The following is a 20,806-nucleotide window of genomic DNA, read 5'->3' on the forward strand; positions in this document are numbered from 1 at the left end:
GCGTGTTTTATTCTATCCGCACCGCAAATCAGGCTCCTGCCGCACAGCCTGACGGCGAGGGTTATCGGCCGACACACCTTCCTTTTCTGGCTCTGGCCAGTGTTGTCGACCGTCGAATTGATCGCGACAACGCTGGAAGGCGCCGTGACCGGAACGGAAAACCTGTTCAGCTGGATCTCAGGACGCAAGTCTCGATCGCGCAAGCGCATGACGCATTATCAGGCGTACTATCGGAACACGCGAACTCCTTCGGACGGGAGGCGCCGCCATTCTGCCACGACAAAGCGCGATAGCAGGCGGAAACACAGTCGCCGCGCCTGAATGCAATGAGGTTAAGCAAATCCCGCAGGTTGCTTAAGGACTTTCCGCAAGGGTGGCTGCGGGGTTCATGCTTCCGAACCTTCCAGAACTTATCAGCCTGTTAACCAGACCGGGAAACTGATCCTTGAGGCTGTGGCTCTAGCCATGGCTCCATGGTCGGAACCAAACTCATTTTCCGCTCTGCAGGAGTCGCGCTGGGCCTGATGCTTGGCTCGGCCGCGTTCACCCCTGCAGCTCACGCGATGTCCGGCGCCGCACTGGTGCCCGCCGCGCTCGCCGAAATGCCGGCCGCATGCGCACCCTTGTCGCCCGCTGCGCCGGTCGCCATAGCGGCTCCCGCGCCGAGCAAGGCATCGCAGATCCTCGGGGGAACAAGCGCGCTCGATGCGATCCGTGCGCAGCAGGCGGCACCTGCATCGCACCCGCTGCTCGCAGGTGGCACCACCCGGAAGTTCGAACCGGCCGCTGCTCCTGCTCCGCGCGTCCAGCCGGCTTGCAGTATTGAGCAGAAGCCCTTCTCCCTCGAGCCGCAGTTCGCGCAGCTTAGCCCGCGCTTCGCTGCACCGCGCCCGACGCTCACCTTCGTTGCGGCTCGCCCGAGCGGCAGCCGCGATATCGTGCTCGGCAGCCGCATGGTTCCGATCGGACGCACGGGCTTCGATGCCCAGTGGCGGCGCGTCAGCGGCGCTCGCACCGATCTCGCTCCGACATTGGCGACGATGGGCGTTGCCGGCACCAGCCGCCGTAACCTCATCGCTTCGGTGAACAGCTGGGTGAACCGCCGGATCGGCCATGCCGAGGATACCGAGCTGTTCGGCCGCAGCGACTACTGGGCCGATGCCGCGACCACGCTGCGCCTTGGCCGCGGTGACTGCGAAGATTTCGCGCTGCTCAAGATGGAGCTGCTTGCCGCTGCCGGCGTGAAGCGCGAGGACATGATGCTCACGCTCGCGCGCGACCTCATCCGTCGCCGCGACCACGCCGTCCTGCTGGTGAAGACCGACGAAGGCTTCGTGATGCTAGACAATGTCGGCTCGACGCCGCTCGATGCTTCGCGCAGCCACGGCTACCGCCCGGTGATGAGCCTGGGCGCGAAGCAGAACTTCCTGCACGGCTATTGAGCTCATTTGCCCGAGGCGCGGCGCTGCGGCACCACGCCCCTCTCCCCGAAACTATCGCTCGGTCATCGCGCGGTCGAAAGCGCGGTTCACCGGCTTGAAGAGGTAGGACAGCACGCTGCGGCGCGCGGTCAGGATCTCGACGTCGCAGATCATGCCCGGCACGATCGGCAGGCGGACGCCGCCCTTCTCGATGAAGGCGGCATCGGTTTCGATGACGACGGCGTAATAGGCCTCGCGCTCGACCTCGTCGAAAATGCTGTCGGCGCTAACCTGCACGACCTTGCCCTTCATTCCGCCATAGATCGAGAAGTCGTAGGCGGTGACCTTGACATTGGCGTTGTCGCCGACCTTCACGAAGGCACGGTCGCTGGGTGAAATACGCGCCTCGATCAGCAGCTTGTCGCCCACCGGTACGATCTGCATGATCTGCTCGCCTGCATTGACGAAGCCGCCCTGCGTCGAGACCTGGAGGTCGTTGACCACGCCATCCGACGGAGCGCGCAGCTCATTGCGGTCGCGCCTTGCGGCAGCTCCGCGAATGCTTTCCTCATTGACCGCAATCCGGGTCGAGATCTCGCTGCGCTCGGCAAGGGCCTGCTGGCGGAAATCGGCGCGGGCCTGGCTGAGATCGGCCTGTGCCTGGCGGATCGCTGCCGATGCGCGGCCCGCTGCCTGGCGGGCTGCCGAAAGGCGGCCCTGGAGATCGACGACGTCGCGCTGCGCCTGCAGCAGGTCGGTCTGTGGGACGATGTTCCGGGCCGCGAGCGGCTCGAGCATGCTGACCTGTTCGCGTGCGAGGCGAAGGCTGCTTTCGAGGCTCGTGGCGGTTGCCTGCGCTTCCGAAAGGTCGCGGCGACGCTGCTCGACGGCAGAGGCAAGCGAAGCTTCGCGGGCCCGCGCCGTATCCGCACGAGCCTGGGCGAGGCGGCGTTCCTCGGCACATGCTGTGCCGTCTTCACAGCCGAGCGTCCCGCCCGAAGCCTCGGTATCGAGGCGCTGGGCACGTGCCTGAAGGCGCTCGTTCTCGGTCTGGAGCTCTCCTAGCGCCGATGCGCTCTGCGAGATCATCGAGGCGGACCAGAAGGTCGCCTTTTTTCACGCTCTGCCCGTTGCGCACGAGGATCTCGGCAACGACCGAAGGTTCGGCAGGCTGCACGAGCTGTGCCTTGCTCGAGGGGATGACCTTGCCGGTTCCGCGGGTGATCTGGTCGACCTCCGCAAAGGCAGCCCAGGAAAACAGCAGGGCCATGCCCACAGCCGCCACGATGATGAGGCGGCGTGCGGCGGTCATCGCATTCCAGCGCTGTGCGACGCTCATTGCGCTTGCTCCGAAGAAGAAATGGTATCGGCGGGAACTTCGCCCTGCCCGCTCAGGGTCGAGCGATAGCTGGCGCTCAGCTGCACCGGGTCGGGGATCGTCAGGCGCCATTCCTTGGTGGTGTCGATCCGTCCGCCGACGTCGGCTGCCGCGTGGCGATCCTTCACGTCCGGGGTGACGGTGGTGCCGGGCGTATATTCCGGCACTGCACTGGCTGCGAGCTCGGCAGCAGCATCGCGGCGGAAGCGCGCGAAATCGATCGCCGGCTTGTATTCGCGGCCTGCCCACCGGCCGTAGAAGCTGGCCGAACGACCGGGCGAGCCCGGGAAGCGGTAGAAGATGTGACGGCCGACCTTGGCGATCTTACCGAGGCGATAGGCCCAGTACGGCAGGACATAGTCGGCGTGGTAATGGGTCGCGGTGCCCACTTCGGCGACTTCGTGACCGGCGAGCGCCTCGCGCGCGATGGCCTTGGCGTTGCGCCACAGGTCGGCACGCGGCTTGCGCATCAGCGCGCCGTCGCAAGTGAAGCTGAACTGGCAGACGGGCTGGTTCCAGCCCTGGTAGACCACGCCGCAGACGCTGTTCGGATAGGCGGGATGGCGCACGCGGTTGAGCACGACCTGCGCCACCGCACGGCGGCCCTGCTCGGGCTCGAGCGCGGCCTCGTAATAGACGGCCTGTGCGAGACAGTCGGTGGCCGTACCGTAGTGCGCGGAAGACATCGGGATGCCGGCGAAACGCCCTGCCCGCTCCACACCATTCTTCATGGTCGGGATTGCGAGATTGCCTTCGAGCGCTCCCTGCACATCGCTCTGCCGGAGCTCTGCAGCCGGTTCGGCGGCAGTAGTCATCGCGGCGAGGTCCTGCTGCAATTCGGGTTCAAGCTTGGCCATGGCAGCGACGCTCTGCTGCGGAACGAGCAGCGAGGAGGTGCCCACGAGGAAACTTGCCGCGCCGAGGACGGCGAAGGCACCATAGCGGCGCATGCGCTTCGTCACGAAGGCGCTCACGAAACCTCTCCGCGCGCCGCGCCTGCCTTGGCGAGGACTTCGGCGACCGGGCCGTCAGCTGCGATGCGGCCCTTGTCGAGAACGATCAGGCGATTGCAGATCGCGAAGAGCGCCGGGCGGTGGGTCGAGATCACCAGCGTCTGCTCTGGCTGCATCGCCTTCGAAAGACGCTCGACGAACAGCTTCTCGGTCTCGCTGTCCATTGCCCCGGTCGGCTCGTCGAGGAACAAGAGTTCGCGCGGCTCGACCATCGCGCGGGCGAGCGAGAGGAAGCTGCGCTGCCCGCCCGAAAGCTGGCGACCGTCTTCACCCACGGCGCGGTCGAAACCGCCGGCGTCACGCGAAAGATAGCTGTCGGCACCGGTCGCACGCATGGCGTTGACGAGCTCTTCCTCGGAAATACCCATGCGGCCGAGCGTCAGGTTCTCGCGCACCGAACCCGAGAAAAGCGCGGCGTCCTGCCCGACAAAGCCGAGTGCGGATCGCAGCTGCTGCGGGCGATACTGGCGGCTGTCGATGCCGTTCACCGTCATCGCGCCTTCGGTCGGCGCATAGAGGCCGCACAGTAGGCGTCCGAAGGTCGACTTGCCCGAAGCCACGCGGCCCACGATCGCGATGCGTTCGCCCGGCTCGATCGTGAGGTTGAGGCCGGAAAGCGCGGTCGGCGATTCCTCGCTGTAGCGGAATTCGGCATCCTTGAACTCGATACGCGGGCGGGTGATCGCACCCGGCGCAACGCTTGCGCCCAGCTTGCGCTCGTCACCGCCCTCGAACATGCGCTCGATACTGGCGAGCGTTTCCTTCGCCTGGCGACCGCGGGTCAGCAGGAAGGCGATCTGGCCGGCAGGAGCGAGCGAACGCGAGGCAAGCATGACGATGGCGATGATCGCGCCCATCGTGATCTCGCCAGCAGCGAAGAGGTAGTAGCCGCCGATGATCAGCGAGACGGTCGATATCTGTTGGAAGACCTGCGCGAGGCTGACGGCAACCGAGTTGATGTTGCGCAGGCGCAGCTGCGAGTGGCCACCGATCTCTGCAAGGCGATGCCAGCGCGACAGCATGCCGCCCTCGCCGCCCATTGCCTTCAGCGTTTCCGCACCGGTCAGCGATTCCACCAGCAGCGTCTGCTGGAGACCATAGTCGGCCTGTGCGTCCTGAGAGGCCTCGACGACCTTCTTCTGCAGGACGAAGCCGGCGATTGCCATCAGCGCGATGATCGTCAGAGGGACCAGAGCGAGCCAGCCTGCGATGATCGCGATGACCGCCACGAAGACGAGGAGGAAGAGCACGTCGACCACGAGCACGACCGAGGTCGAAGCGAAGAAATCGCGCACGGTGGCGTATTCGGCGACGCGCGCGGCAAGCGAGCCTGTGTGGCCCTTGCGCTCGGCCAGCGGCACGGCGAGCAGGCGCGAGAAGATCTTCTGGCTCAGCTTGAGGTCGAGCCGCTGCGCGATCTCGTCGACGATCGAAGTGCGCGCACGGCGCAGCGCGAATTCGAGAACGAAGGCAAGCAGCACGCCGGTGCCCAGCACCCAGAGCGTTTCCTGCGCCTGGTTGGGGATGACGCGGTCGTAGACGTTCATCGTGAAGATCGGCAGCGCGACTGCGAGCAGGTTGATCAGCAGCGAGGCCAAGAGCACGGGCATGAACGCCTTGCGCTCGCGGCGCAGCTCGCCCCAGAACCAGTGTGTGCGTGCCTTGGCGTGCCACGGCGCCTCGTCGGCGCGCATGCGGTCCGGATCGCCGTGAATCTGGATCAGGCGACCGGAGTAGGTTTCGGTGAACCCGCTGCGCTTTTCCCAGAGTTCGCTGCCCGTGTCAGGGCGCCAGACTAGAACCTCGTCGTCCTGCGCTTCGAGAAGGAGGACGTATTCGCTCTCGCCGAGTGCGACGATTGCGGGAAGCAAGCTCGAACCCGCCGGAAGGCGGCTGCGTTCGACAACATCGTAGTTGAGACCTGCCAGGTCGAGCGCGGCGGGAGCCTGGTGATAGGGCAGGAAGCCCTCGGCATTGCGAGGCAATTGCGCGAGCAGGTCGCGGGCAAAAGGCAGGCCGTAGCGGCGAGCCCCCTCTGAAATGCATTCGACGAGCGGGTCAAGGACCCGCCCGTCGATCTGTTCGGCAATTGCTTGTTCCATAGCCTAAAAGGCCCTTGCCCCTCGCGCGGTGTCAGTCTCCGTAAACGCGCCGCTGGAGCTCGGCATCGGTGGGCGGTCCGTAGTTGAAACGTCCACGTTCGTCCTCGCCCGCTCCGGCACCCGGAGCAATGTTGAGCGCGTCTAGGAAGTTGTTCGTAGCAGCTAGCGTTTGATACTGCGCGAACAATTGCGAGAAGCGTGCCGTTTCGAGACGCACCTGCGTATTGAAGCGAGTGTTCTGCGCATCGAGCACATCGAGCAGCGAGCGGCGGCCGATGTTGAACTGGCTGCGATAGCTCAGCAGCAGGTCATCGCTGACCTGGCTCTGGCGACCGAGTTGATCGGTGATACGGCGCTGCGTATCGAGCTGCTGCCATGCGAGGCGGACATCTTCTTCCGCTTCGCGCTGGCGATCGTGCAGGGCGTAGCGCGCAAGGCTCGCCTGGCGGACCGTTTCCTGCAGCTTGGCGCGGTTGATGCCACCGTCGAAGACGTCCCAGCGCAGGACCACTCGGGCCTGCACGTCGTTCGTCTCGCCGCGGAAACCGTCGATATCCTCGCCCACGCGGCCGCGTGCTTCGATACCGATGGTCGGCCACAGGTCGCCTTCAGCCGAATCGACCAGCGCATTGGCGGCATCGACATCGGCCTGCGCTTCGCGAACCAGCGGGTTGTTGAGGCGTGCCTGGCCGATGGCCGTCGGCAGGTCGCTCGGCATGGCAGCCGAGAGATCCGGCGGCAGCGTGCCGGTCGAGATATCCATGCCGGTCAGGCGACGCAGCGAGATGTAGGCGTTCTGGAGTTCCAGGTTCGCTTCTTCGCTGCGCACAAGAGCCGACTGGAGGCGCTCTTCGGCCTGCTGCTGGTCGGCGATCGAGATCGAGCCTTCGTCCACACCGCGCGACAGGTCGGTGACCAGCGACTGGTGGAACATAGCGTTGTCCTGCGCCGCGGCAGCGACACGCTGCTGGAGCAGCACGTCGAGATACTGGCGCGAAATCTGCAGCGCGATGAACTCGGAACGTTCCACGACGCGAAGCGATGCACCGTCGACACGTGCTGCCTGGCGCAGCAGTTCGCCGCGGCGGCGACCGAAGTCGAAGACGGTCCATTCGCCGGTGATGCCGGCTTCGAGCGGATAGAGCTCGTCATCGGCAATGCCCAGCTGGCGACGCGTGTTGTTCTCGAGGCGGCGGATACCCGCGCTGGCCTCGATATTGACGCGCGGCAGGTAGAGACCCTGCGCCTGGCGACGTTCGAATTCGATCGCCTCCTTGTTGAACTGGGCCTGCAGGATTTCCGGGTTCGACTGCATGGCGACCTGGATGGCCTCCTGCATCGTGACCGGTTCAGCCTGCGCGGTCTGCGCCATCACGGCCGGAGCCGACCCTGCGAGCAGGAATGCGGCAGCGGTTGCAAGGGTTGTCTTGCGCATTGTTCTGTCCCCTCTCTTACTCGCTAACGATGATTTCGACGCGGCGGTTCTGAAGCTCGCGTACGCCGTCGGCGGTCGGCACGCGGGGCGATTCCTCGCCCTTCGCCTGCGTGGTGATCGAACCGGCCGGAATGCCGCGGCTGGTCATGAGATTGGCGATCGCCTCGGCACGGTCTTCCGACAGGCCGATGTTGTAGGCACTGCTGCCCGCGCGGTCGGCGTGGCCGACGACGGTAAAGCTGTCCCAATTACAGGTCGGTGCGTTCTCGACGACGTATTCGACCGTCTCGACAGCATCCTGCTGCGGCACGGCGGAATCGAATTCGAAGAAGATCAGGCCCGGTGCCTCGGCATTGCAGACCTCTGGCGGAGGTGCCGGCGGTGCGGGCGGCGGCGGCGCGACGTAGGGCGTCGGCTCGCGGTTCATCATGTCATAGGCCATGGCGCACTTCGAAATGCTGACCTCGTCGCGGGTGTTCGACTTGAGATAGCCGAGCGCGATACCGCACTGGACCTTGGTCTCTGCCGCCCAGGTGTAACGCGGGTCGTTTGCATTCACGACGGCCGAGTTGTTGGTCATCGCAAGGCCAACATCATAGCGGCGCTCGATCTCGCCGCGCAGCTGGCTGCCTTCCATGCTCATCAGGTCATCTTGCGCGGATGCCGCAGCGGGCATCATGCCCACCGCGGCTCCGGCCAGCGCGATTGTCGCTGTCGTCTTCTTCATTGCAAAATCCCCTCTTGCAAATTCCGTATCAATCTTATGCCGTCGCTGCCAGCAGCGCGGCTTCATCTGCCTGGTCCGTCTGCACGATGCCGACGGCGTGGAACGGGTTGCCGTTGCCGACCATGCCGTCGAGCAGGCCCTCGACCGGGACGGTGAGCATGCCGCTCTCGTCCGATCCCATGTCGTTGGCGGCGAAGTGCGCCACCACGGCATCGACCTGTGCTTCGGCGTGGAGTTCGGCCACCGCTTCTTCGAAGGCGGAACCGCCTTCGACGAGGCTGCCAGCCGCATCCTGCGGCACACTCGCCTCGAGCATCAGCAGGGCTTCCATCGCACTGCCGGTATCGCCCATGGCGATGCCTTCGAATGCGCTCGGAACACCGGCGAAGACTTCTGCCGGATCGGCATAGTCGACCGCGTTGAGGTCGAGCCCCATGGCTTCCTCGATCCGCGAGCCCGAGAAGGCACCCGCATCGTCGAGGATGTTCGCCATCGCGATGTCCTGGCCTTCCATGGCGTCGATCTCGACACGGCCACCGAAGTGCGCTGCATAGGCTTCCGGAAGCTGCGGCGCCTCGATCATCGAGGCGGCAGCAAACTCGAAATTAACCATGAGATCATTCGCGGAAGCGATGTCGCCATAGGCCTGCGAGAACTCCGCTTCGATCGCCGGCATGGCGAAGGCAGCGGCGCTTGCCGCGATAGCCGTTGCCTCGTTGGCGCGGGCCATCATGCGCGAGCCTTCCATCGAGCGACCGGTCATGCCGGTGGCAGCCGTGCTGTCGCTCGCCAGCTGGAAGTCGAGCAGTTCGGGCTGGACCAGCAGGTCGCTCTTGATCGCGAGCGGCGCAGCAAGCGTGAGGTCGGCATCGACGAAGACCGAGAGGGTCGACACGCTGGTGGTGTCGCCATCGTTGTCCGTCGCGCTGACTTCGAAGTCGAGCGTAACGTCCTGCGGGAGGATCGAACGTTCGACTGTGACCGAGGTATCGAAACGGACGCTGCCGCTGCTGTCGATATTCTCGAGGCGCAGTTCGCTGAACGAGATCGTCGCCGGGATTTCCAGGACGCCCGCGCTGCTGACCGTAAGAACACCCGTTTCCGTCTCGGCGACCGTTCCGTCGTCGTTGTAACGGGTGACCGTCCAGCGGAAGTCGGTGGGACCGCCGCGAACCTGCTGAACCGTCAGCGAAAGGCCGGTAAGGATATCGGCGTCCACTTGCGGAGCGTCGTTGCCTACGGTTCCCGGCTCATGGAACTCCATCGTGAAGAATTCACCCGGATCGGTCCATTGGTTGCTGACACCGAAGCCCGGGGTCGACGCGTTCACACCGTTGCCGTTCGACGAGAATTCGATCCGGCCCGCTTCATTAAGAGCCGTCGTGGGATCATCCTCGAGTTCACGGAAGCCGGGTCCGCCCGCCGAAAGGTTGGAAAGCGAAATCGTTTCGCTTGAGCCCGTATCTGGCGCCAGCAGTGTGTAGGTATAATTGCCGTCGACATCGACTTCGAGCGTGTAGACGTCGGTGCCATTGGCCGAGGCCGTCAGGATCGCACCGTCGTTCTGCCCGTCGTTGTCACTGTCGATCTGCGTCAGCGTGTAGTCGAGGCCGTCGATCACCGGACCGGTGTAGGCGATGTGGAACTCGCCATGACCGTCGCCGCCCGGCGAATAGTCGAACGTGCCCGTGCCGGTAGCATTCTGGGCGTTGGCAACGGTGACGTTGGCCGGCGTCAGGGAGCCGATGATCGGGCTGTCGTCCTCGATCACCACGGTAATGCCGTCAGCAAGCGTCGTGGTGGCGGTTCCATCGCTGACCGAAACGTCGATGCTGAAGTCAGTCACGTCTTCGCCCGAGGTATTGGCGTGATCGATCGGACGAACGAGGCTGACCGTATAAGCGCCAGTGTCGTCGATACCGATAAGGATTACATTTCCCTCAGTGGTCGAACCGACGAGAGCTTGGCCATCCGGCGAAAGCTGCCAAGTGATCGGCAGGCCGTTCGAAGTCAGGCCTGGTGTGACCGGAACTGCCATTGCGACTGTGAAGCCCGTCTGCGTATCGGAAACATCGGGGTCAAAAATTCCGATCTGGCCGGAGGCCGTGGCGGAATTTGTGGTGTCTGTGGGAATGCCGATGGTGTCGGGATTGCCGTTGGCAAGGAACCCTTCTTCCGAAACGGCTACAGCGCTGCCTGCAACGAACGGAGCGTCATTCGTACCGAAGATGGTGATCGTTACCGTCGCAGTGGTGGTCGTGGTGCCGTCGCTTACCGTGTAGGTAAAGGTCTCCTCCACCGTCTCGAGGTCATCGAGTGCAATCACCAGCGTGTTGCTGCTGTCGAGCGTGTAGGTGTAGGTTCCGTCCGAATTGATGACGATAGAGCCGAAGGATCCCGTCAGCGGGCTACCGACGGTGCCGCCGGTCACACCCGTGACAGTCAGCATATCGCCGTCGACATCCGTGTCCGCAACGTCGGCGAAAGTGCCGGCAGGAGCGCCCGGGTGGTCGATATCTTCAAGGACATTGCCCGAAGTCGTCGGATCGGCACCGGTCGTCACGTCGAGCACCCAGTTGGTGTCGTCTTCAGCCTCCGGACCATCGTTCGCACCATTGATGGTGATCACCAGCGTGGTGGTGCTCGTGTCGCCATCGGCATCGACAATCGTGTAGGTGAAGCTGTCGGTCTCGCTCTCGCCGTCGTCGAGATACTGCACCGCCGCAGTGTTGAGTGCGTAAGTGTAGGTACCATCGTCGTTGAGCGTCAGCGTACCGAACTCGCCGGTGGTCGTGCCACCGATCGTTCCTGCCGCGCCGCCGAAGCCGGTGACTGCCGTCACGGCCGGGTTGCCAGCCATGTCGCCGCCGAACGAGTCGTCGGTGATGACGTTGCCACCGACGGAAGCCGTGTCTTCGGTGAGGCTATTGGTGTCTGGATCCGCAACAGGCGTGTCATCGTCGACCGTGATCAGAACCGAACCGGTCGCCGCGACAGTGTCGCCATCTGCGTCGGTTGCCTGGATCAGCGGACCGAAGTCGATCACGATGTCGTCTTCAGTCCCGGCAGTGGGATGATCGATCGGGCATAGCAACTCGAATTCCCAGTTGCCGTCGCCCGAAAGCGTGAAGGTGAAGATCGTGGCGGTCGGCGTGGTTGCCGTGATCGTATCGCCGTTCAGCTCGTAGACCAGGTCGTTACCGTGGGTCTGCAGGCCCAGGCTTTCGAGATAGGTGATGACCGAAGCCGCATCGAAGCCGTAGGTCAACGGGCTGTCCGCACCTGCCGAGAAGAGCGAAGTGACCGAACCAGTGGCTACGGTTGCTTCGCCGGCCACGTCGCCGTTGCCGCCCGGATTGCCGCCCAGCCCGTCTTCGTCGACGGTGCCGGTCGAATTTGCGTCGACTGCCGTAGGCGTATCGTCATCGACGTCGATCGAGAGCGAACCGGTGGCCGTATCGCCGTCGCCATCGGTGACGGTGTAGGTCAGCGAGAAGGCCTGGTTGTTCTCGTCGTTACCATCGGCATGCAGGACCGGCAGGTTCTGCGTGACCGTATAGTCGCCGGTCGTCGGGTCGAGTGTCACGGTAATAACCGTGACGAAACCGCTGCCCTGGTCCTGCTGGATCAGGATATCGTTGCCCGAAGCGACATACTGGAAGCCTGCCGGAGCGCCGGTGTTCGCGAATGCGACCGAACCTGCACCATCGGCACCGAAGTCGAGGCCGAGCGTGCCGGTGGTGTTCGCGCTGTCAGCATCGTCGCCTGTGCCGCCGGCGTTGCCGCCGGAAAGCGCATCGTCGTCGAGCAGGACCGTGTTATTCGGTGAAACCGAAGGACCATCATCGGCAAAGCGGATATTGCCCCCGAGATCGAGCAGGACGGTCTCTTCAGCCGTATCGCCGTCGCCATCGATGATGGTCGCGGTGCCCGAGAGCGAGAGCACGCCGTCGGCGAGCACTGCCAGCTGGCTGTCGTAGTTGCTGCTGTCGCCCGGCAGAACGTGATCAATCGCCTCGTACTGCGTCAACGTCACTTCACCGGTCGACGCATCGACCGAGACGCTGAAGGCCAGCACGCCGTTGGCAAAGCCTTCGACTTCCGAACCGTTCAAGACCAGCGTGATCGGATCGCCGCCACTGGTCAGGCCCGACGTCGCATTGTCGATGACCAGCGAGTAATCCCAGGCAATCGAGCCTGCGCCGTCTGCGCCAAAGTCGCTCGAGGCAATCGAGAACGCACCGCCGAAGTTGGCCGTCGATACGTCGGTGTCGCTGGCGAAGCCTTCGGTGTCGGCATCCTGCGTGGTCAGCGTGATCACGTCGCCGTCGGTGACCGTGGCATCGATAGCCGGGCCGTCATCGGCGAAGCGGACGTTGCCGCCAAGGTCGAGGACCACGGTCTCTTCAGCCGTGTCGCCGTCACCGTCGGTGATCGTCGCCGTGCCGGTCAGTTCAACGAGGCCCGTGCCGAGCACTTCGAGCTGTGCGTCGTAATTGTTGCTGTCGCCCGGGAGATTGTGGTCGATTTCCTGGTACTGGACGAGGGTGACCTCGCCGGTCGAGGCGTCGACATCGAGCGAGAACACGATGTTGGTTCCGTCGATCACACCGCCACCCGGCGTTTGGGTCGAGCCGATGATTTCACCAGCCACGTCGTACAGGTAGATCGCTACGCCGTTCTGGGTGAGGCCACTGTCGACGCCTGAAGATCCGACGATCGAGAGCGAGAATTCCCAGGCGATAGAACCAGCGCCATCGGCGCCGTAATCGGAGCTGGCTACCGAGAAGGCACCGCCGAAGTTGGCAGTTGAGACATCGGCATCGAAGTCCGCGCCCTCGGTTTCACCGTCCTGCGTGGTCAGCGTGACCGCGTCACCGTCAGTGACTGCCGCGTCAATGGTCGGGCCGTCGTCTGCGAAGCGGATGTTACCGCCAAGGTCGAGAAGGACGGTCTCTTCAGCCGTGTCGCCGTCACCGTCGGTGATCGTCGCCGTGCCCGAGATCGAGAGCACGCCGTCGGCGAGTGCTTCGAGCTGGCTGTCGTAGTTGCTGTCCGAACCCGGGAGATCGTGATCGATCTCTTCATACTGGGTCAGCGTGACCACACCCGTGGTGTCGTCGATAGCGACCGTGAAGACGAGCGTGCCGTTGGCACGGCCTTCGACCACGTCGCCGTTCATCGAGAGCGTCACGGCAACACCATCGCTGGTGAGACCCGAAGTCGCATTGTCGATGACCAGCGAGTAATCCCAGGCGATGCTGCCTGCACCGTCAGCGCCGTAGTCGCTCGAAGCGACCGAGAACGCGCCGCCGAAGTCGGCAACCGAGACGTCGACACTGGTGCCGCCGACGGTCTCTGCATCGAAGGTCGTCAGCGTAACCGCATCGCCATCGGTGACCGCAGCATCGATCGCCGGACCATCGTCGGCAAAGCGGACGTTGCCGCCGAGGTCGAGGACCACGGTTTCTTCGGCCGTATCGCCGTCGCCGTCGGTGATCGTCGCGGTGCCGGTCAGTTCGACCAAGCCCGTGCCGAGCACTTCGAGCTGCGCGTCGTAATTGCTGCTCGAGCCCGGGAGATCGTGATCGATCTCTTCGTACTGGGTCAGCGTCACGACGCCGGTCGTGTCGTTCACCTCGAGAGTGAAGACGAGCACGCCGTTGGCGCGGCCTTCGACCACGTCGCCGTTCATCGAGAGCTCGATGGCAACGCCGTCGCTGGTGAGACCCGAAGCCGAGCTCACGACCGAGAGGCCGTAATCCCAGGCGATCGAGCCTGCGCCGTCTGCGCCGTAGTCGCTGCTGTCGACCGCGAAGACACCGCCGAAGTCTGCGGTTGACACGTCGGTGTCGGTACCGCCGACAGTGTCGGCATCCTGCGTGGTCAGAGTGACCGTGTCGCCATCGGTGACCGAAGCGTCGATGGTCGGGCCGTCATCGGCGAAGCGGATGTTGCCGCCGAGGTCGAGAACGACGGTCTCTTCGGCCGTATCGCCATCGCCATCGGTGATGGTGGCCGTGCCGGAGATCGAGAGCACGCCGTCGGCAAGTGCTTCGAGCTGGCTGTCGTAGTTCGAGCTAGCGCCCGGGAGATCGTGGTCGATCTCTTCGTACTGGGTCAGCGTCACCACACCCGTGGTGTCGTCGATCGCAACCGTGAAGACGAGCGTGCCGTTAGCACGGCCTTCGACCACATCGCCGTTCATCGAGAGCGTGACCGGAACACCATCGCTGGTGAGACCCGAGGTCGCGTTGTCGATGACGAGGCTGTAATCCCAGGCAATGCTGCCTGCGCCGTCGGCGCCATAGTCGCTCGACGCGACCGAAAACGCGCCGCCGAAGTCTGCGGTCGAGGTGTCGACACCGGTGCCGCCAACCGTGTCGGCATCGAAGGTCGTCAGCGTGACCGCGTCACCATCAGTGACTGCCGCGTCGATGGTCGGGCCGTCGTCGGCAAAGCGGATGTTGCCGCCGAGGTCGAGGACAACGGTCTCTTCAGCCGTGTCGCCATCGCCATCGGTGATCGTAGCCGTGCCCGAGAGCGAGAGCACGCCGTCGGCGAGCGTTTCGAGCTGGCTGTCGTAGTTCGAGCTGGCACCCGGAAGATCGTGGTCGATCTCTTCGTACTGGGTCAGCGTCACGACGCCGGTGGTGTCGTCGACTGCAACGGTGAAGACGAGAACGCCATTGGCGCGGCCTTCGACCACGTCGCCGTTCATGGTCAGCTCGACCGGAACACCATCGCTGGTGAGGCCCGAGGTCGCGTTGTCGATAACCAGCGAGTAATCCCAGGCAATGCTGCCTGCGCCGTCAGCGCCGTAGTCGCTCGAGGCAACCGAGAATGCGCCGCCGAAGTCTGCGGTCGAGGTGTCCACACCCGTGCCGCCGACAGTGTCGGCGTCGAAGGTCGTCAGCGTGACCGCATCGCCATCGGTGACCGAAGCGTCGATGGCCGGGCCATCGTCTGCGAAGCGGACGTTTCCGCCGAGGTCGAGCGTGACCGATTCGTCGGCCGTATCGCCGTCACCATCGGTGATGGTCGCAGTGCCCGACAGCGTGACAAGGCCGTCGCCGAGAACGGCGAGCTGCGCGTCGTAGTTGCTGCTCGAACCCGGAAGCGCGTGGTCGATTTCTTCATACTGCGTCAGTGTAACGACGCCGGTCGCGTCGTTCACTTCGAGGGTGAAGACGAGCGTGCCGTTAGCGCGGCCTTCGACCACACCGCCGACCAGGGTCAGTTCGATCGGAACGCCGTCGCTCGACAGATTCGAAACCGAGTTCTCGACCACCAGGCTGTAATCCCAGGCGATGCTGCCCGGGCCGTCGGCGCCGTATTCGCTCGAAACGACGGTGAATGCGCCGCCGAAGTCGGCAGTCGATACGTCGGTGTCGGTGCCGCCGACCGTATCCGCATCCTGCGTGGTCAGCGTAACCGCGTCGCCGTCGGTCGAAGCAGCGTCGATCGAGGGTACGTCGTCGACGATGTTGACGCTGATCGTGCCGGTTCCGACGAGGTTGCCGAATTCGTCACGCACTTCGTAATCGAAGCTTTCTTCGCCGGTCACTGTGTTTGCGCCATTGTCGCCGCCTTGGCTGGGCACGAGCGAGTCTCCATCGACCGCGCTGGTCAGCGTGTAGGTGTATTCGCCCGTATCGCTGTCGAGCGTGAGCGTACCGTAGGTGCCGGTGGCCGGCGAAAGCAGCGTGAAGGTCAGCGTGCCGGTTGCACCCGGAGCGGTGATCTGGCCGTCGGCATCGATCTCGCTGTCGCTGGCCGCATCGCTGCCCGTGGCGAGGCCTGCCTCGTTCACGGTTGCATCGTCGTCGAGCACTTCGACACCGACATTGTCGATGTTGATCACAAGCGTCGCGGTCGACAGATCCCCATCAGCATCGACAACCTGGTAGGTGAAGGTGTCGGTGGTGTCGGCGTTGGTCGAGTCCGCGAAGCTTTCGTAGGTGTAGCTGCCGTCGGCCTGGACGGTGAGCGTGCCGAGCGCGGTCGTGACCACGAAGGGTGCGCTATCGTCGCCGCCGGTGCTGCCGGTGACGCCAACCACGGTGATCGGGCCGTCTGCGCCGGGAACGTCGACACCGAAGCCGTCGTCGTCGGTGATGACATTGCCCGAAACTTCGGCGCCTTCGGTGACCGTGTTCTCGTTGTCGAGAGCGGTCGGGACGTCGTCGATCACTGCAATGTCGAGCGAGGCGGTGTCGTTCGAACCGTCGGTATCGGTTGCGACGACATCGAAGCTGTCGACCAGCGAATCTTCACCCGAAACAGAGTGGTCGAGCGTGTTGTCGCTGAGGACGTATTCGTAGGAGACGGTTGCTGCGACGACATCGCCGTTCGCATCGGTCGTTACGTCGACGGCGGTAATGCGGACCGTGCCATAGTCGCCGGTGATCGTAATCGGATAGGTTTCGCCGCTACCCCAGATTTGGGTGCCGCCAACGGTCAGGACGCTGAGACCGTCCGGGCTGTCCACGGTGAAGCTGCCGGCCTGCGTCAGAGCGCCTGCATCGGGCGAGGAGCCGTCGGCAAGATCGTCTTCGTCGACGGTCAGTTCCGGCGTCTGGAGATCGAGACCGTTAATGGTCACGATATCGTCGTCGCCATTAATGGTGATCGTCAGCGTGGTGGTGCTGGGATCGCCGTCGCCATCGGTGATGGTGTAGGTGAAGACCTCGGTCAGGCTCTCGGTGGAGTCGAGGCCCTGAACGAGCGGATTCGTGTTGTCGAGCGTGTAGGTATAGCTGCCGTCAGCGTTGAGAACGAGCGAGCCATATGTGCCGTCGAGCGAGCTGCCCACGGCACCGTCGGTCGCGCCGAACGCGACGCCGGTGACGATCGCGCCGTCCGCACCTTGCGTATCCGCGCCGTCGTCGCCATTGGCCTCGGCATCGGTGATGACATTGCCGTCGGCGGTCAGCGGACCGTCCTCGGTGACGCTGTCGGTATCGGCCACTGCGGTCGGGACGTCGTCGACGATCGCGATTTCGAGATCGCCCGCGTCGCTGTCACCGTCCTGGTCGGTGACGACCACGGCGAAGCTGTCGAAGGTGTCGTCGCCGCTGGTGTTGGTGGTCAGCTCGTAGCTGTAGCCGATGACGCCGTCCGCAATCGAAGTGATCGTGAGCGTGCCGAAGCTGCCGGTGAAGGTCTGGCCGACAGCGGTGACCGGCGTGCCGTCGATGGTGACCGTCGCCGGGCCATCGTCCGCGTCATAAGTGAAGGTGCCGGCGGTGAACTCGCTGTCGCTGGCAGCGTCCGAACCGGCCGGAAGGCCTGCTTCGTCGACCAGCGTGCCTGCGCCGCCCGCGACCGGGAGGTCGAGTACGACGGGGCTGTCGGCGATGGTGATCACGAGATCTGCAGTGGCGGTATCGCCGTCGCCATCGGTGATCGTGTAGGTGAAGGTGTCGGTGACACCGCCTTCGGTGCCCGGATTCCGGGTGTAGGTGTAGGTGCCGTCGGCTGCGATCGTCAGCGTGCCGTACTCACCCTGGATGGTGTCGCCAGCTGCGCCCGAGCCGTTTGCTCCGGTGTAGGCGGTGACCAGAGCGCCGTCGGCGCCCTGAGTATCGTTGTCGAGGACATTGCCGCCGACAGGACCGTATTCGCCTGCAGCGATGCCGTTGGCATCGTCTTCAGCCGAAGGTGCGTCGTCGACGATGCCGATAACCAGCGTCGTCTGCGCGGTGTCGCCATCGCTGTCGGTGACGACCAGCGTGAAGCTGTCGCTGTCCGGATCCGACAGCGTATTGTCGGTCAGTTCGTAGCTGTAGCTGTAGGCGCCGCCGGAGACGGTGACGGTCAGCACGCCGCTGGCAGTCGTGACAGTGCCGCCTGCAGTGACGTCCACGCCGTTGATGACCAGCGAGGCAATGGTATCGCCGCCGGTCGAGATGTTGATGACGCCATCGGCGAATTCGCCGTCGCTGGCTTCGTTCGAACCGGCCGGTTCGCCGGGACGGCTACCAAGCGCTTCCTCGAAGACCGTGTCTTCGCCCTCAACCGCGATTTCGGGCGGGGAATCGGGCAGCAGGGTGATCGTGACGGTCGCCGTCGAAACGTCGCCATCGCCATCGGTGATGGTGTAGTCGAAGGTGACGACACCCTCTTCACCGGCTGCCGGCGTGTAGGTGAAGGTACCGTCGCCATTGTAGGCAACGCTGCCAGCGCCAGTAAGCGTGCCGTCGACCAGTGCAATCGCGTCGAGCTGGACCGAATCGGCACCCTGGACGTCGTTGCCGAAAACATCGACGGTGACCGGATCGTTTTCGACATCCTGGGTCGCGCTGTCGTCATTAGCCGTCGGGACGTCGTCGGTGACCGAGATGGTGAAGGTGCCGGTGGCTGTATCGCCATCGAGGTCGGTCACAGTCAGGTCGACGTCATAGGAAACGTCGTCGCCCGAGGTGTTGTCCTCGAGCGTGTACTCGTAGGTAATCGTGCCGGCGACCGGGTCATAGCCCGTGATCGTCAGCGTGCCTTCGCCCACGTCGAATGTCTGGCCGGGGCCGGTGACGACCACGCCATTGATCTCGACGCTGTCGACGCCGTCGGGCGAGACGAAGGTGATCGTGCCGGCAACGGTTTCGCTATCGGCGGGCTCTTCCGAGCCTTCCGATTCGCCGGTACGTGCGGGCAGACCCGCTTCGTCCACCAGCGTTTCGGCATCGCCGCTCGGCAGGCGGGTGATTTCAGGTGTGCTGTCGCCGATCTCGATCGTCAGCGTGGCGGTAGCCGTGCTGCCGTCGGCATCGGTGAGCGTGTAGGTGAATTCGTCCGAGACGCCGCCCGGCGCATCGTCGAAACGGGTATAGGTATAGCTGCCGTCGGCTTCGAGGGTCAGCGTGCCGTAGTCGCCGTCGATCGAATCGCCGGCAGAGCCCGAGCCGCCCGTGCCGCTGAAGACGGTGACCGAAGCGCCGTCGGCGCCTTCTTCGTCCGCGCCGGCAGCACCGGTGTCGGTGCCATCGCCGGTCATCACATTGCCGGCGATCGGGCCGTAGGTGCCGGCATCGACGCTGTCGACGTCGTCATTGGCGATCGGCGCATCGTCGATCACCCGGATCAGCAGGCTCGCATCGGCGCTGTCGCCATCGACATCGACGACGGTCATCGTGAAGAAGCCGTCGACATCGCGATCGACCAGGTTGTCGTTCAGCGTGTAGGAGAAGCCGATTTCACCACTGTCGAGATCGATGCTGGTGATGGTCAGCGTGCCGTCGTCGCTGACGAAGCTCTGGCCCACGGCCGTGATTTCAACGCCGTTGATCAGGACCGCGCTGACGCCGTCGGGCGCTTCGAACACGATCGTACCGGTTGCGGTTTCCGCATCGGTTTCGTCACGCGTACCCGCGGTCTCGTCGATGCCGTCCACGGTGCGTGCCGGAAGGCCCGCTTCGTCGACCGTCGCAACGGCGTTGATGACGCCGACCGGATTGTCCGGGGTTTCGACGACGATCGTGGGATCTTCGTTCACGTTATAAGGAATGACTTCCTTTTCTTCCGGCTCAGGGAAGAAAAGCTGCGTGTAGGGCAGGAGGTCACCGAGGTCGAAAGCATCCTGGATCGCGCCGGGATCGATTTCGAAGTTGCCGCCCGAGCTCTGCGGATTGCCCGCTGCAGGCTGCGGCTCGTTGCCGGTCAGGAGGGCGGCAAGGTTGGCGGCCGGGATGGTGACGCCGTCGAAGACAATCTGCGGGACGATGATCGCGCCTTCGGGAATGACGATGCGGGTTCCGTCTTCGAGGACGAGGACGAGATCGCGACCGTCAGCGCGAAGGTTATCGAGCGAAGCGCCTTCCGGCAGGATCACGACGCCGTTCGCGTCGGGCTGCAGGACGAGATCGCGGCGACCGGCGGTGGCCGCTACCTGCTCCTCGGAGTTCTCCATGCCTTCCTGGGCATCGGAGAATTCGTTGCGCGATCTCGAAGTTGTCCATGTCTTACGTCCTTGCCTGTGACGGGCAGGAAGGACTTTCGGTCCCCCCTTGTGCGGACATTTAAGGAAGCGTCAGTCGCGGATTGCTGCGCCTGATTGAAATCGCGAAGCAGGCATCATGCCCCAACCTCTCCGGCGATCTTCCCTAGTGTCCGCGTCCCGACTTTTATTGTCTCCACACGCCGACGAATCGTGCCCGCGTATGGATGAGCCGTTGCATAGGATGAAACCACCACTCGCCGCAGCATGCAAACCAATTAACGGTTTGATACTCTATTGATTTCTCGCACTACGCCTTTTGGGCCAACTTAATACGCCTTAACGCCATGTTTTTTCGAGATAAGTATGCCAGGTCCAATTTTGGGACACGGATTCAAGTCATGAGCTTCCCCCACCTGACCGAAGCGAAGAAAGCTCTGAGAACGTTAACGACTTTCAGGAGGTGAAGAGGCCCGGACTTTCAGCGGATCGATGCGGGCACGCCGCGTGTGTAACGCCCACGTACCCTGCAGCTCGCCGACGGCCGCACCCGAGCCTTAAAGCCCCCCGAAGTCGGAGCTTCCCGCTCTTATCGGCATTTTCCAATGGGTTGATTTAAGGCTCGCCGAATCGCACCAGGCAAGAATCGCTCAATTGCCCGTAACGTGTCTGAGATGAGAGTGACGGTTTCATACAATTAACTATTGGGCTTAACTAATCACCCTTCTTATCTACCTGAATTAAAGCGATAATGTCATTCCGTTTCAAGCAAGTTGACCGCTCGGTTCGTTTCAG

General features: G+C 63.8%; 8 protein-coding genes. 1 reads left to right on the forward strand and 7 read right to left on the reverse strand.

Going from position 1 to position 20,806, the window contains the following annotated elements; translation table 11 throughout:
* The first annotated feature begins 473 nt into the window (after window positions 1-473).
* Complete coding sequence (locus tag ACZ1G8_RS04600; RefSeq protein ID WP_472680609.1) at window positions 474-1,442, forward strand: transglutaminase-like cysteine peptidase; 969 nt, start codon at window positions 474-476, stop codon at window positions 1,440-1,442.
* Window positions 1,443-1,493: 51 nt separating this feature from the next.
* Here the strand turns inward: ACZ1G8_RS04600 and ACZ1G8_RS04605 are convergent, their stop codons facing one another.
* Genes ACZ1G8_RS04605 through ACZ1G8_RS04635 form a run of 7 tightly spaced genes read right to left on the reverse strand, consistent with a single transcriptional unit; the run spans window position 1,494 to window position 19,984 of the window.
* Window positions 1,494-2,510 carry an HlyD family type I secretion periplasmic adaptor subunit gene (locus tag ACZ1G8_RS04605; RefSeq protein ID WP_472680611.1) on the reverse strand — a complete coding sequence of 339 codons (1,017 nt, stop codon included), beginning with the start codon at window positions 2,508-2,510 and terminating at the stop codon, window positions 1,494-1,496.
* Window positions 2,398-2,760, reverse strand: a complete 363-nt coding sequence (locus tag ACZ1G8_RS04610) for a hypothetical protein (protein WP_472680613.1) — start codon at window positions 2,758-2,760, stop codon at window positions 2,398-2,400. Before ACZ1G8_RS04610 ends, ACZ1G8_RS04605 begins: the two co-directional genes overlap by 113 nt.
* A complete protein-coding gene (locus tag ACZ1G8_RS04615) occupies window positions 2,757-3,773 on the reverse strand; it encodes a cell wall hydrolase (RefSeq protein WP_472680614.1) in 1,017 nt (338 codons plus the stop codon). Before ACZ1G8_RS04615 ends, ACZ1G8_RS04610 begins: the two co-directional genes overlap by 4 nt.
* Entirely contained in the window at window positions 3,770-5,914 is a 2,145-nt protein-coding gene (locus ACZ1G8_RS04620) for a type I secretion system permease/ATPase (protein WP_472680616.1), read from the reverse strand. The genes ACZ1G8_RS04615 and ACZ1G8_RS04620 overlap by 4 nt, the downstream gene beginning before the upstream one ends.
* A gap of 31 nt (window positions 5,915-5,945) precedes the next feature.
* Entirely contained in the window at window positions 5,946-7,349 is a 1,404-nt protein-coding gene (locus ACZ1G8_RS04625; RefSeq protein ID WP_472680617.1) for a TolC family protein, read from the reverse strand.
* A gap of 16 nt (window positions 7,350-7,365) precedes the next feature.
* Window positions 7,366-8,076 (reverse strand): OmpA family protein, encoded by a 711-nt coding sequence (locus ACZ1G8_RS04630; protein WP_472680619.1) that lies wholly within the window; start codon window positions 8,074-8,076, stop codon window positions 7,366-7,368.
* A gap of 34 nt (window positions 8,077-8,110) precedes the next feature.
* Window positions 8,111-19,984 (reverse strand): DUF5801 repeats-in-toxin domain-containing protein, encoded by an 11,874-nt coding sequence (locus ACZ1G8_RS04635; RefSeq protein WP_472680621.1) that lies wholly within the window; start codon window positions 19,982-19,984, stop codon window positions 8,111-8,113.
* Between the last annotated feature and the right edge of the window lie 822 nt (window positions 19,985-20,806).

Source organism: Qipengyuania sp. BR81-2, assembly GCF_055693895.1.